Annotated in this window: 11 protein-coding genes and 4 pseudogenes; 9 read left to right on the plus strand and 6 right to left on the minus strand. The window is 48.9% G+C overall.

All coding sequences use genetic code 11. The features are described from left to right. The 5 genes from RQN30_RS10405 to RQN30_RS10425 all read right to left on the minus strand — a co-directional run bounded on the left by RQN30_RS10405 (position 1) and on the right by RQN30_RS10425 (position 3,499). The gene (locus RQN30_RS10405; protein ID WP_353060427.1) at positions 1–252 is read right to left on the minus strand and encodes a hypothetical protein; all 252 of its coding nucleotides are present in this window, start codon (positions 250–252) and stop codon (positions 1–3) included. A gap of 2 nt (positions 253–254) precedes the next feature. Further along, a complete protein-coding gene (locus tag RQN30_RS10410; RefSeq protein WP_353060428.1) occupies positions 255–596 on the minus strand; it encodes a hypothetical protein in 342 nt (113 codons plus the stop codon). A 98-nt stretch (positions 597–694) separates the two neighbouring features. Beyond that, the gene (locus RQN30_RS10415) at positions 695–1,270 is read right to left on the minus strand and encodes an ATP-binding cassette domain-containing protein (RefSeq protein ID WP_353060429.1); all 576 of its coding nucleotides are present in this window, start codon (positions 1,268–1,270) and stop codon (positions 695–697) included. 187 nt (positions 1,271–1,457) lie between these two features. Further along, on the minus strand, positions 1,458–2,192 hold the full coding sequence (locus RQN30_RS10420) for a response regulator (protein ID WP_353060430.1): 735 nt from the start codon (positions 2,190–2,192) through the stop codon (positions 1,458–1,460). Between the two features lie 80 nt (positions 2,193–2,272). Next, on the minus strand, positions 2,273–3,499 hold the full coding sequence (locus tag RQN30_RS10425; RefSeq protein ID WP_353060431.1) for a sensor histidine kinase: 1,227 nt from the start codon (positions 3,497–3,499) through the stop codon (positions 2,273–2,275). Positions 3,500–3,758: 259 nt separating this feature from the next. On the opposite strand from RQN30_RS10425, the gene RQN30_RS12625 reads away from it, so the two are divergent. The 5 genes and pseudogenes from RQN30_RS12625 to RQN30_RS10445 all read left to right on the plus strand — a co-directional run bounded on the left by RQN30_RS12625 (position 3,759) and on the right by RQN30_RS10445 (position 6,320). Next, positions 3,759–4,127, plus strand: a complete 369-nt coding sequence (locus RQN30_RS12625) for a DNA ligase LigA-related protein (protein WP_491608672.1) — start codon at positions 3,759–3,761, stop codon at positions 4,125–4,127. Further along, the gene (locus RQN30_RS10430; RefSeq protein ID WP_491608673.1) at positions 4,070–4,969 is read left to right on the plus strand and encodes a hypothetical protein; all 900 of its coding nucleotides are present in this window, start codon (positions 4,070–4,072) and stop codon (positions 4,967–4,969) included. Before RQN30_RS12625 ends, RQN30_RS10430 begins: the two co-directional genes overlap by 58 nt. Beyond that, positions 4,969–5,208: pseudogene (locus tag RQN30_RS10435) on the plus strand (hypothetical protein); the annotation flags it as partial. The gene RQN30_RS10430 and the pseudogene RQN30_RS10435, both read left to right, overlap by 1 nt. A gap of 596 nt (positions 5,209–5,804) precedes the next feature. After that, positions 5,805–5,936 (plus strand): annotated as a pseudogene (locus RQN30_RS10440) (hypothetical protein); the annotation flags it as partial. 135 nt (positions 5,937–6,071) lie between these two features. After that, complete coding sequence (locus RQN30_RS10445; RefSeq protein WP_353061841.1) at positions 6,072–6,320, plus strand: BRCT domain-containing protein; 249 nt, start codon at positions 6,072–6,074, stop codon at positions 6,318–6,320. Positions 6,321–6,357: 37 nt separating this feature from the next. On the opposite strand, the gene RQN30_RS10450 is transcribed toward RQN30_RS10445, so the two are convergent. After that, positions 6,358–7,761, minus strand: a complete 1,404-nt coding sequence (locus RQN30_RS10450) for a phospholipase D-like domain-containing protein (protein WP_353060432.1) — start codon at positions 7,759–7,761, stop codon at positions 6,358–6,360. A 49-nt stretch (positions 7,762–7,810) separates the two neighbouring features. On the opposite strand from RQN30_RS10450, the gene gatC reads away from it, so the two are divergent. From gatC to RQN30_RS10470, 4 genes and pseudogenes are all read left to right on the plus strand, one after another. After that, on the plus strand, positions 7,811–8,107 hold the full coding sequence (gene gatC, locus RQN30_RS10455) for an Asp-tRNA(Asn)/Glu-tRNA(Gln) amidotransferase subunit GatC (RefSeq protein WP_353060434.1): 297 nt from the start codon (positions 7,811–7,813) through the stop codon (positions 8,105–8,107). A gap of 100 nt (positions 8,108–8,207) precedes the next feature. Then, a complete protein-coding gene (gene gatA, locus RQN30_RS10460) occupies positions 8,208–9,719 on the plus strand; it encodes an Asp-tRNA(Asn)/Glu-tRNA(Gln) amidotransferase subunit GatA (RefSeq protein WP_353060435.1) in 1,512 nt (503 codons plus the stop codon). After that, positions 9,719–11,213: pseudogene (gatB, locus tag RQN30_RS10465) on the plus strand (Asp-tRNA(Asn)/Glu-tRNA(Gln) amidotransferase subunit GatB). The gene gatA and the pseudogene gatB overlap by 1 nt, the downstream one beginning before the upstream one ends. Beyond that, positions 11,213–12,600 (plus strand): annotated as a pseudogene (locus tag RQN30_RS10470) (NAD(P)-dependent malic enzyme). The pseudogenes gatB and RQN30_RS10470 overlap by 1 nt, the downstream one beginning before the upstream one ends. Positions 12,601–13,332: the final 732 nt, after the last annotated feature.

Genomic DNA, 13,332 nt, shown 5'->3' on the forward strand with positions numbered 1-13,332 from the left:
TTATCTGCTGGTCAGCCGCGGAAGGTGTATAGAATGCGGTGAGGTTTGGAGAAAAAGTTCAAAGCGCTTCGGTTCTTGCGCAAATGGGCTGCGCTTTGAAATTCCAGCAACAAGCACTTCGGTTGTTTTGTGGGCGCTTACTTTTTCCCAAATCAGACTGATTCGTGCCCCCACATCGATATTCAGTTCTTTTGCGGTTGCTGCGCTGAGGATAATCTCATTAGTTTGCGTCGGGATTTTTCCCGCACTCAATGTCAATGCGCTGATATTATCCGGAGTTTGTGAATATGCGGTTGCGGTAACCGCACGTTTCCCGAAACTGCTTGGAGCGTAACCGCAGTATTTGCTTCGGCACTCACAATTTCGGGTAAATCTTTTAGCCGTCTTATTACTTCATCGCGCGGAAGAGCTGATTCGACTACGAGCGCATCTGCTCCGGCTATTGTTTTTGCTACCGATTTTTCCAAGCTTGCTTTCAGATACGCCGGTGCCGTCATTTGGAGAAAGATAAAAATCGCTGCGACAATTAAAGCGAGGATTGAACTCAGATATTGACGCCAAGAACGGGCGCAAAGTTCTTGAATCAGATTCAGCATATTTGCTTCTCCGCCTTAAGACTCGAGCGCTTCGATTGCGAATAGGATTGCGCGGGATGTCGGGTTAGCGATTTCCCCAACCAGCTGTGAATCGCGCATTAAATACACGGTATCGGCAATGCTTGCTGCGTGCGGAAAATCGGTAGTGAACAAAATTGTGATTCCATACTCGTGGCAGGCAAGCTGCAGTAAAGAAAGGAGTTCTTGCTGCTCTTTCTGTGCAATATTGCTGCTTGGCTGGAAAACAAGCAGCAGCGGATTTTTGTTAACACTGCACGGGCAAGAGCGACTTTCCGCTCCTCAAAGAGTGAAATTTCTTCCGGATAGTTACCGAGTAAATCATTAATCCCAAACAGTGTTACAACTTTTGCGAATTCACCCGGATCAATCGGCTTATTTGCCAGCATAAAAGATAATTCAAGGTTCTGTTTTATCCGTAAATCTTCAATCAGATTCGTAGATTCAAAGATGATTGATACTTTTTCCCGACGGAGTTTTTGCTGCTGCGCAGGCAAAAGCGCCGTCATTTCAGTGCCGAAGATAAACACAGTGCCGCTATCTGCTTTGCTTAATCCGGCAATTATTTCGAGCAAAACTCTTTTCCCGGATCCGGAGAAACCAAAGAGTGCTCCGATTGTTCCCTGTTTCAATGAGAAGTTTGCGTTCCGAATCAAAACCCCTCTGCCGCGGGGAGAAACTTCAGTTTTCGATACTCCATCTGCGTTTATTGCTGGAATGTCTTTTGCACTGCAGTATCTGTGGTATCTTCCTTATTCATTATCAATCCGAACTAAACTAAATTCTTTTCCATGAGACTCAGAATTATTAAATGTGATTATCAAATACGGAACCGTTTTTGCATCAGTCAATTTCTCCAGGTTTTACGAGACCGGCTTGAAATGCCAGCACAACTGCTTGGACTCGGTCTCGGACCCCAAGTTTTGCAAAAATTCTCCCAATATGCGTCTTTATTGTGGCTTCAGCAAGATAAAGCTCTGCAGCGATTTCAGTATTGGAGCGTCCGCGTGCTGCAAGCTTAAGGACTTGGAGTTCACGTTCAGAGAGACCTTCAAGGAGCTGCGGATTGATGAGACGATGCAATTCACTGCTAGCTGCGAGGTGTGCGACGAGACGCTTCGTCGAGGAAGGCGCAATTACCGCATCGCCTTTGTATACGGTCCGAATTGCGGAAATCATATCGTTGGGCGGCGCATCTTTCAGTAAGAATCCTGAAGCGCCGGCTTCGATCGCACTCATTACGTATTCGTCCAAATCGAATGTTGTCAGAATGATAATCTTTGGTTTCACGCCATGTTCAAAGTCGGTTTCGGTGATTTGTCTGGTGGCTGCCAGCCCATCCAGCGTGGGCATGCGGACATCCATTAACACCACATCAGCCGGAATTAGCGCTAAACGATTAAGCGCCTGTACTCCGTCGCCGGCTTCTGCTACAACCTGCATATCATTTTGTGAATCAATCACCATAGTGAGACCAGACCGCACGAGCGCTTGGTCGTCAACGATCGCAACGCGAATAATCTCAGATTCAGTTCCGGTAGTTTTATTCGGTTCAACACTATTTGAAAAGTTAGACATTTCGGGTTAAACACTCCTTATCAGCTTTCGACACTGCTTCTCATAATTTTGTTTCAGTTCCGGCAGATTTTCTTCCCTGTTCATATGCGTTCCTGTTCCGCAGCAGCCTGCGAAAGCTGCTTATTTGCTGCTTTACCGATTGGAATTAAGGCTTTTACTCGAAAACCGCCTTCAGCCCGCGCCCCGGCTTCAATCGTGCCGCCAAAAAGTGCTGCCCGCTCACGCATTCCAATAATCCCATGTCCCTGACCGTCGTTTCTAGTGGCGGCTCCGCGGCCGTCGTCAATCACTTTTAGTGATATATGGGTTCCTTCCCAACTTAAAATTACAGCAATCGAAGCGTTCGGACCTGCGTGCTTTAAGGCGTTTGTGAGCGATTCCTGGCAAATACGGAAAAGTGCATTTCCGAGACCGACCGGAAGCGCTTGCGGCTGCCCAATCCGAATATAGGAAATGGGTGTACCTGATTCCTTTATTTTGGCGACGAGTGTTTCGATATCATTGTCAATCGGCTGCGGCTGAAGCTGTTTCGCATTATCCGTTGGATCGCGCAATACCCCGATGATTGAACGGATATCTTTCAAAGCTGCACGCGACATTTCAGAAATCGTTTCCAGCGCTACTGCTGCAGCTTGCGGATTTGTTTGCGCCGCATATTTGCCGCCGTCGGCTTGCGCAATCACCACCGAAAGAGTGTGCGCCACAATATCATGCATCTCCCGTGCAATCCGGGTGCGTTCTGCGGCAACTGCTAAGTCGGCATTGCGGATTTCGTCCCGTGCATGTGCCAGTTCATGTTTTTGCAAAGTTGCGCGCTGTTCGTTCCGCAGCCGTTTCAAACTGCCAAAAGTAACTGTAATCACGATTAATGTTTCTCCGAGAAGTAAATAAACAACCGAGTTAAGACTCAATTCGGAGATGAAGAACGGAAGTGAGAGCAAAGCTCCGCCAATCAAGGCACCGATAAAACTCGCAATCCGCGCCGGAGGAGTACCGTGAACAGAAACATAGTAAAGCGCGAGTATCAGGCACAAATCGGCCGGAAGAAGCGCTGTTGGGAAAAGCAGATAACGAACTAAAAGTGTTGAATAGATTACAATCGTGCTCGTATTTGGGAATTCAGAGCGGAAAGCGAAAGCGAAACAGCAAACTATGCCGGATACGGCAAGTGTGATTTCGCCAATCAGCCCCAACGATTCAGCTGCCGTACTGAAAGTTAAAAGCCAAAGGATAAACGCAAGCAAAGCAAAGAGCACGTCCAGCGGAAGCTGTTCGCGATTCGCCTGAATTTTTTGCCCAAGATTCATGTAAAACACAATACCGGAGGTAACTGGCAAAATCGCGGTGCTTTTCCGATGTTTGCCGCATTATTCTTTCAAACCAGCGGAAAGAGCACCTTCAACCAAGGGAAAAGCTGGGAAAATTTGATTCTCCGGCATTAAACAACACTGCCGCGCTGAGAAAAGAGTTTCCAAAATCGTTACATGTTTCGGCACATGTTTAAAGAAATAAAAAACTTCAGAAGTATTTTCTGAATGAATCGGGCAAACATGAGATGATAGAAAAGTGGAAAATGAAAGTGAAACTCGGAAAGAGCTGGAAACCGCAGCGAATCGCTGGAACGAACTTGCAGCACAGCTGACGCAAGCACAAAAAGCCTACCATTTAGGCGGCGAGCCGTTAATGGTCGATGCTGAATATGATCGATTAATTCACGAACTGCGTGTGCTCGAAGACAGATATCCGAAACTTTGGAAAGCAACCTCACCGACAATGAAAGTCGGTGCGAAACCAACAAAAGGTGCTGCCCGTGAGCTTACTCACCGCGAACGGCTTTACTCGCTGCAAGACGTTTTCTCCCGTGAAGAATTACGCGATTGGTATGCGAATATCAAAAATCCATTCCCGATAACACGAAATTCACCGTCGAAGTAAAAATCGATGGGCTTGCACTGAACCTGACCTATCGGAAAGGAGAACTGGAAACGGCAGCTACCCGCGGCGACGGGATTACCGGTGAAGATGTTACAAAAAATGCACTCGCAATTGCTGATATCCCAGTGAAACTAGCTGGAGATAATATCCCGGAGCTTGTGGAAATTCGCGGTGAAGTGTTCTTCCCGATTGAAAAATTTCGTGAATTTAACACGCTTGTAACGAAACGCAACGCTGAAATTGAAGCACGAAAATCTGAGATTCGGATTGAAAACGAAAGAATCCGCAAAGCGAATAAACAAATCCGTGCCGAGAATCAAAAACTTCCGCCAGATCAGCAGCGTGCGCTGCTTCCAAAAATTCGCGCTGAATCAAAGTTGAAGACTTTCGCGAACCCGCGCAATGCTGCGGCAGGTTCGCTCCGTCAAGATGACAACACGGGATTCGCAATTCGCGCCCTTGGTTTCATCGCTCATGGAATCGGTGCGCTTGAAGGCGCCTCGGCAGAGCTGGTGCAGCGTTTCGAACTGCAAGAGAACGTTTATACGCAGTTCAAAGAATGGGGGATACCAGTATCGGAGCACACTGAGATCCTCCAAACACTGCCCGAAATAGAAGCTTTTCTCGATAAATACCAGCATGAACGATTTACTCTTGTACACGAATTCGACGGAGTTGTGATTAAGATTGAAAATCGCCGGATACAATCCGATCTTGGATACACTACCCGTGTCCCGAAGTGGGCGGTCGCATTCAAATTCCCGCCAACCGAAGTACAGACTCGGCTGATTGATATTCGAGTGCAGGTTGGACGTACCGGACGTGTAACTCCTATGCGGTAATGGAACCAGTACTCGTTGACGGATCCACTGTTGCGCAAGCCACCTTACATAACCCGACTGAGGTAAAACGGAAGGGAGTAAAAATCGGCGACCTTGTAATTTTACGCAAAGCCGGCGATGTGATTCCGGAAATTGTCGGCCCAGTTAGGGCTGCACGCGATGGTTCGGAACGAAATTTTGCGATGCCGCGGCACTGCCCGGTGTGCGGAGGAAAGATTCGTCCGGCAAAAGCCGGCGACGTGGATCTTCGGTGCGAAAATACACGTTCCTGCCCGGCACAGCTCTCCCAGAGAATTGTGCATATCGGCTCGCGCGGCGCACTCGATGTCGAAGCGCTGGGCGACGAGACCGGCATTTGGCTTGCTGATCCTGACCGGCTGCGTGAAGATGCGCTCCTTGCCTTTGCACAGGGCCGGAAACTTCGGATTGAAAATTACTCATCCCTTTCGGGCGATGAACTTTATCAGGAAATTCAATGCACGCGGCAAGAGCTGATTGAACTTGGCGTAATTGATTCAGACGGTGCAATCGTTGACCAGCAGCATATTGTTCCGCCTGCCGTCGCCAAAAAATTGGGAATTCCGGCAGTACAAAAACCAGTATTAAGCTCGGAAGCCGGTATTTTTGATTTGCGGGCAGAAGATTTACAGAACATCTGGCAGTGGCAAGAGATTCGCGAGGGCGGCAAGCGAACCGGTAATTATCGTTATCTTCGTGCTGCTTGGACGAAACCAAAAATTGACACAACCGCGGATACCGTCGTTACAGTATCGGAACCGTTAAAGAATGTAATGACAATGCTTGCAGAACTTGCGAAAGCAAAATCGAAAGAGCTTTGGCGGCAGCTTGTAGCACTCAACATTCGGCATGTTGGACCAGTGGCGGCAAAGGCACTTGCACGCAATTCGGCTCGCTTGCAGCAATTGAAGCAGCAAGCGCGGAAGAACTTTCGGAAGTTCCGGGAGTGGGAGAAATTATCGCCGGATCAATACGCGACTGGCTGGAAGTTGATTGGCATCAGGAAATTCTCCATGCTTGGCGTGAGGCAGGAGTGCGTTTCGCTGATGAAGCAGCAGATTCCGGCGAATCACAACCCTCTCTTTTGCCGACACTCGCAGGAAAGACCGTCGTTGCAACTGGAACATTAGCGAATTTTACGCGCGATTCAGTAAAAGAAACGATTGAAGCGCACGGCGGTAAGGCAACGAGTTCAGTTTCAAAAAAGACGGATTATGTGATTGTTGGTGAAAATGCCGGTTCAAAGGAGCAAAAGGCGCAGGCGCTTGGGATTCCAACATTGAATGAAGCCCAGTTTATCGAATTGCTAAAGACGGGAAAATATGCCGGATAGCTATCGAATAATTCCAGTAAATCGGTGCAAAACGGTACTAGAGCAGCGGTCCGAGCGGGCGCAAAATTCTCTCGCCAAGCTTGGCAATCCGGCTGCGGTTTTCCCAACGCTCAAGCGTAACTTCTACTGAGTTGCTCAAATCCACACGGAATATTTCCTCCATTAGAGAAGCCATCTCGCTGCTGAATATTTCGAGGTTAATCTCGAAATTCCCAGACATCGAAAGCCGATCAATATTCGTGGTGCCCACAGTGCTCCAAGCTCCGTCAGCGGTCATTGTTTTGGCGTGTACCATCGCATCTTTGAACCAGAAAATCCGAACCCCGGATTGCAGCAGTTCAGTGTAATAGGGCCGTCCAACCCAATCAGCAACGATATGATTCGAATACCGCGGCAGTAAAATCCGGACATCTACGCCGCGGCGTGCAGCCTGTTTCAGAGAATTGCGCAGACCTTCATCTGGGATGAAATATCCCATCGTAATCCAGATTCGTTTCGCAGCACGATTAATCGACTCAAGGTAGAGTCCGCGTACCGGATATGAGTTAAATGCGGGAGTGTTCGCCGCTGCGCGTACTTCCGGATTCCAATAACTGGCGCCGCTATCTGGAATTTCCGGATGGCGGCGGTGCGAGCGGTACATATTCCACATGTCGGTAAACGCATTTTCCAGTTCCCACACTTGCGAACCAGTTAGCTGAATATGTGTATCCCGCCATTGTTTCTCATAAATTTTGCCGATATTGTACCCTCCGACAAAACCAACATTGCCGTCGATACAGAGAATTTTGCGGTGATCGCGCCCTTTCTGGCGCGGATTTCCAGTGAGAATACCGGGCCGAATCAAAGGGAAGCGAATCACGTGCAGATGCGGCAAATCCGGATAGTGCCGGAAACTTGGCGGCTGATTCAGGTTTCCCCACGTGTCGATGATGATATACACTTCCACGCCGCGTTTGGCTGCTGCGATTAGAGCTTTGCGGTACGCTTTGCCGATTTTATCCGCTTTCATAATGAAAATTTCGAAATAAATATGGTGCTTTGCCTCGCGAATCGCTTTTAACTGTGCCTGATAAAGATGCGCGCCATAGGTGTATACGGTGATATCGCCCCTTGGTGTACGCAAATGCTGCGGTTCGCAATAAGGAAAAGAATTTTTTGGCGGATGACGGTATTTGCGCCGGATATCAATTGCGGTGACAGCAGCAATCGCAGAAGCTTGTGTGAGTAAAACACCGCCTGCCCCGAGCCGAATTGCCTTTTGGATCCGTTTTTTCGTTACGGCATCCTTGCCCTGGCTAAGCCGGTTAATGATACGGTCAGTGATTTTTTCGCGGGTGTTCATGCCGTCTAGTTTAACCGATACACTGCTAATCACGGAGATACCAGAGTATTTTTGCGCGGAAAATGCGGCAGCCGGATTTCCAGTCCAAGTGCTCACTTCGTGGTCTGGTTCGGTGCATTTGAACGGTAGGCGTTACACTTAAAATATGTCGACATTTAGTAAAGAAGAGGTTCGGCGTGTAGCTGACCTGGCGCGTATTGCCTTGACAGAAGCGGAAATTGAGCAGTTTGCCGATGAGCTTGGTGTAATCTCCGATTCTGTAGCAAAGGTTTCCGAAGTTGTTTCAAATGATATTCCGGCAACGTCACACCCGATTCCGCTCACGAACGTTTGGCGGGAAGACGTCGTAGGAGCGGGAATTGACCGTGCAGAGGTTCTTGCCGGTGCTCCCGAATCTGAAGATGGAAAGTTTATGGTGCCATCTATTTTGGGTGAAGAGTAGCGTGCTGAAACGCAAAAATCGGAATTAACAGATATTTTAGCAGCTTCAATTTTGCGTAATATTACGTAATTTTCAGGATTTTAAGGAATAAATCATCACTATGACGACGAATCAAGAACTATGTCGGAAAAGTGCACACGAGCTTGCCGCGCTTTTGCGCAGCGGAAAAGTCACTGCGGTAACACTGACTCAAGCTTTTCTCGACCAAATTTCAGCATTGAATCCGGTGCTGAATGCATACCTGTACATCGATGCCGACGGCGCGCTTGCGGAAGCAAAGTCTGTCGATGCCGATCGGGAGGCCGGAAATACTCTTCCGCCGTTCGCTGGCGTGCCAGTGGCAATCAAAGATAATATCTGCCAGCGCGGTATCCCAACAACGTGCGGTTCGCGGATGCTTGAAGGATGGAAACCCCCATATGATGCCACTGTTGTGACTCGAATCCGCCAAGCGCGTTTGCCGATTCTCGGGCATACGAATATGGACGAATTCGCAATGGGTTCTTCAACGGAACACTCGGCATTCGGTCCAACTCGGAACCCGTGGGATACCAACCGGATTCCCGGCGGTTCAGGCGGCGGATCTGCAGCTGCCGTCAGTGCATATCTTGCTCCGTGGGCGCTGGGTACCGATACTGGCGGTTCAATCCGGCAGCCATCCTCCGTCACTGGGACGGTCGGAGCGAAACCGACTTACGGTAAGATTTCCCGATACGGTGTAGTTGCAATGGCGTCATCACTTGATCAGGTCGGTCCGGTTGCCCGTTCAGTGGCAGACGCAGCAGCATTGCAGGAAATTCTCTCGGCATACGATCCTTTTGATTCCACTTCACTTCCGGAAAAGGATTTAGATTTACATACTGGTGTTGCTGCTGCCGGTTCTGCTTCTGATTTGGCGGGTAAACGCTTCGGCGTTGTCAAGGAACTCATCACTGGCGGATATGAGCCGGGTGTGATTGCTGTTTTCGAGCAGATCCGCGCCCAGCTTGCAGCGCGCGGTGCACAGATAGCGGAAGTTTCATGCCCGTCGTTCGAACACGCACTCGCGGCATACTACTTAATCATGCCGGCGGAAGTTTCTTCGAATCTTGCCCGATTCGACGGCGTACGTTACGGGAATCGAGTTCTCCCGCAGTCTGGTCCGATTACGGCTGAGACAATGATGAGCGCCACCCGTGAAGCGAACTTTGGTGCGGAAGCGAAACGCCGGATTATTCTCGGCACTCACGTCCTTTCGGCAGGATATTTTGACGCTTACTATGGTTCGGCACAGAAAGTACGCACGCTGGTACAGCGCGATTTCGCAGCTGCATTTGAACAATGCGACGTGCTGATTTCCCCAACCTCTCCGGTGGTTGCATTCCCGTTCGGGGCAAAAGCAGACCCGATGGCAATGTACATCAACGATATTGCAACAATTCCGGCAAATCTTGCTGGCGCACCGGCAATGAGCGTCCCCGGAGGTCTTTCGGAAGGCTTACCGGTGGGAGTGCAAGTGATTGCTCCGACACATCAAGATGCGCGGATGTATGAATATGCGGCAATGGTAGAGGCCGTGGCTGATCCCGCAGGTGCGCGGTGCCCGGCAGCGAAGCTGGAGGTGGCTGAATAATGGATGAACTTATGGAATATGCAGATGTTGTAAAGAATTATGATCCGGTTCTTGGTCTTGAAGTGCACGTCGAACTCGGTACAGAAACGAAAATGTTTGATGCTGCTCCAAATGCTTTCGGAGGCGAACCAAATACTTTCGTCACGCCGGTGTCGCTGGGGCTTCCTGGTGCGCTTCCCGTCGTTAATAAAAAAGCAATTGAATTCGCAATTCGTCTCGGTCTGGCGTTGAACTGCAGCATTGCTGAATCTTGCCGTTTTGCCCGGAAGAATTACTTCTATCCGGATTTGTGTAAGAACTTTCAAACTTCCCAGTCAGATGAGCCAATTGCATCCGACGGATATCTTGATGTGGAGTTGAGCGACGGCACGGTATTCCGTGTAAATATCGAACGCGCCCACGTTGAAGAGGATGCGGGAAAGAATACGCACGTCGGCGGTGCCGGGCGAATTCAAGGTGCGGATCATTCGCTTGTTGATTACAACCGCGCCGGTGTGCCGCTGGTCGAAATTGTAACCCGGCCGATTGAAGGTGCCGGTGCGCGTGCGCCGGAAGTTGCTGCCGCCTACGTGCAGGCGATTCGTGATATTGCCCGTGCAATTGGGGTGTCGGAAGCACGAATGGAGCGGGGAAACGTCCGGGCGGATGTGAATGTTTCACTGCGCAAGAGTCCGGATTCGCCGCTTGGTACTCGGACCGAGACCAAAAATGTGAATTCTTTCCGGTCGATTGCAAAGGCGGTCGAATTTGAAATGTGCCGGCAGGCTGCCGTACTTGAATCCGGTAAGTCAGTATTGCAGGAAACACGGCACTGGCAGGAATCGGACGGAACTACTTTGCCGGGCCGAATCAAGTCTGATGCGGACGATTACCGTTACTTCCCGGAACCAGATCTTGTTCCGCTTGCGCCGAGCCGTGAGTGGGTAGCAGAGATTCGTGCCGCGCTTCCTGAGCTTCCGGCAGTAAAACGTAAACGGTTAAAGGAAGAATGGAATATCTCCGATTTGGAGATGCGCGATATCGTTAATGCTGGCGCGTTAGGAATCATTGAAGACACTGTAAAAGCCGGAGCTACGGCAGCTGGCGCTCGAAAATGGTGGATGGGCGAGTTAGCGCGGTACGCAAAAGATAACGAGCTCGAGCTAGATTCTGTGCCCGTTACAATCGCGCAAGTAGCTGAGCTGGATCAGCTTGTGGTAAACGGTAAACTTACTGACAAGCTGGCGCGGCAAGCTCTTGAAGGTGTACTTGCAGGTGAGGGAAATCCAAGTGAAGTTGTGGCGGCGCGCGGTCTTGAGATTGTCTCAAACGACGATGAACTGCTTGCAATTATTGATACCGCCCTCGAAGCACAGCCTGATGTTGTGCAAAAGATTCGCGACGGCAAGCTGCAGGCGAGCCGGCGCAATTGTTGGAGCCGTTATGAAGGCTACCCATGGAAAAGCAGATGCAGCCCGCGCCCGCGAGCTAATTTTGGAGCGAGTAAATAAATAATGAAAAATGTCGTCCCCTCTTATTCAGTAACTATGCGCTGTAAGATTCCTTTTGAATCTCAAGCCACGCCGGAATTAATCAAATTAATTACCCAATACGGCGCTCTCGTTTATGGTGTTGACACTGTGAAAACGAGTGCGCATCATATCACGGTTGACGTTACGACCTACTGTGATGATTTGGCGCATGCGAAATTGATTCGTGATCGTTTGGAGAATCAGGATGATGTGTCCGTTCTTGGTCTTCACGACGCTGTTGCGCAAGTGCATCTTGGCGGGAAGATTGAAATCGGTTTGCGGCGTCCGTTAAAGACACGTCAGGATTTAGGCCGGATTTATACGCCGGGAGTGGCGCGCATATGTGAAGTGATTCAGGAAAATAAAGAAAAAGCGTATAAGTTTACATCAAAACGAAATACGGTTGCAGTAGTGACGGACGGTACAGCAGTACTTGGGCTTGGAGATATTGGTCCGGAAGCGGCAATGCCGGTGATGGAAGGAAAGCTGCGCTTTTCAAAAATTTTGCAAATGTGGATGCTTGGCCGATTTGTCTTGATACGAAAGATACTGAAGAAATTATCTCGATTGTGAAAGCGATTTCTCCAGGATTCGGCGGAATTAATCTTGAAGATATTTCTGCTCCGCGTTGTTTTGAAATCGAGCGGCGGCTGCGGGCGGAACTTGATATTCCTGTCTTCCATGACGACCAGCACGGCACTGCCGTCGTAACTCTTGCGGCGCTGTTTAATGCGTTAAAGGTTGTTGGCAAGAAAATCGAAGATGTGAAAATTGTGGTTTCCGGTGTGGGAGCGGCGGGTAATGCAATTATCCGGCTCTTGATTAAGGAAGGTGCAAAAGACATTATCGGCTGCGGCCGCGCAGGTGCGCTGGGGAGTTTCCGTCAGGAGAATGATCCGGATCGCCAGTGGCTGGCTGAGAATACTAATCCGCGTAATGTTGAAGGGTCGCTGAAAGAAGTTTTAGTCGGCGCAGATGTATTTATTGGTGTTTCTTCAGGAAATATCTTAGATCCGGAAGATATTGGGACTATGGCGTCTGATGCAATCGTTTTTGCGATGGCGAACCCGACTCCGGAAGTTGACCCGATTGCGGCAGCAAAGTACGCGAAAGTTGTTGCTACTGGGCGTTCGGATTTTCCGAATCAGATTAATAACGTGCTTGTATTCCCGGGGCTTTTCCGCGGGCTGCTTGATCTTCGCGCAAAGTCAATCGATATTGATTTGCTTTCGGTGGCTGCGCGTGCGATTGCGGATGAAGTTGAACCTGATCAGCTGAATTCGAATTACATTGTGCCTGGTGTGTTCCATCCTGATATGGCGTATCACGTTGCAGAGGCAATTAAGGGTGCGTTCGAAAAGGAAGAATAGGTTTCATTATTGTGATCTATTTTATTGCCGCATAATTTTGAAAGGTTTAACGGGTGGATGATTGCAATTTCGGTTTGTCGGAGGATTTATTTATGCTGCGGAGAATCGGATTTGCTGAAAGTGTTTCGCTTAGTTAGGACTTGAAAAAATAACCTTTTCTGTAGCCCCAGTCACTTTGGCTGGGGCTGCTAATTTTTATGACTCGATAAAACGGCGTATTTACAAGGTTTTCCGGGATTGAAATTTTCTTAAAAAATATGTGGTGGGGGTCATGTTGTTTTGGTTTGGTGTTTTGGTTTGTTTGTGTGTAGAGTATTTATTCGTTGCGAGGGCGATGGTGATTGGCTGTGATGGTGGTTTTGCTGCTTGAGTGGTTGTGATTGTTGTTTTTGTGATGTGTCTGACTGGGTTTTGATTTGACTTTTGTTGGTTGGGTTGGTAGGCTTGGTTGGGTTGCTGCTTTGGATGGCTGTCCTGGTTTTGGGGTGGTTGTTTGGGTGTTGGTGTGTTGTTTGGAATCTCAATAGTGTGTCAGCTTTTTATGATGATGTTTTTGGTTGACTGGCTTTTGATGTGGGCTCTTTTTGGGGTTTGTGTTTTTGGTTGGTTGATTGTTTTTGCCTGGCTGATTTTTTGGTTGGGTTTTTGTTTTGCCAGATTGTTCTGGTTTTTGTTGAGTCTGTTTTCGGGCTTTCCTTTTATGGATTGGATGCCTTTTTGGGTGTTTGGTTT

The sequence above is a fragment of the Arcanobacterium hippocoleae genome (assembly GCF_040360365.1).
Lineage (GTDB): Bacteria > Actinomycetota > Actinomycetes > Actinomycetales > Actinomycetaceae > Arcanobacterium_A > Arcanobacterium_A hippocoleae_A.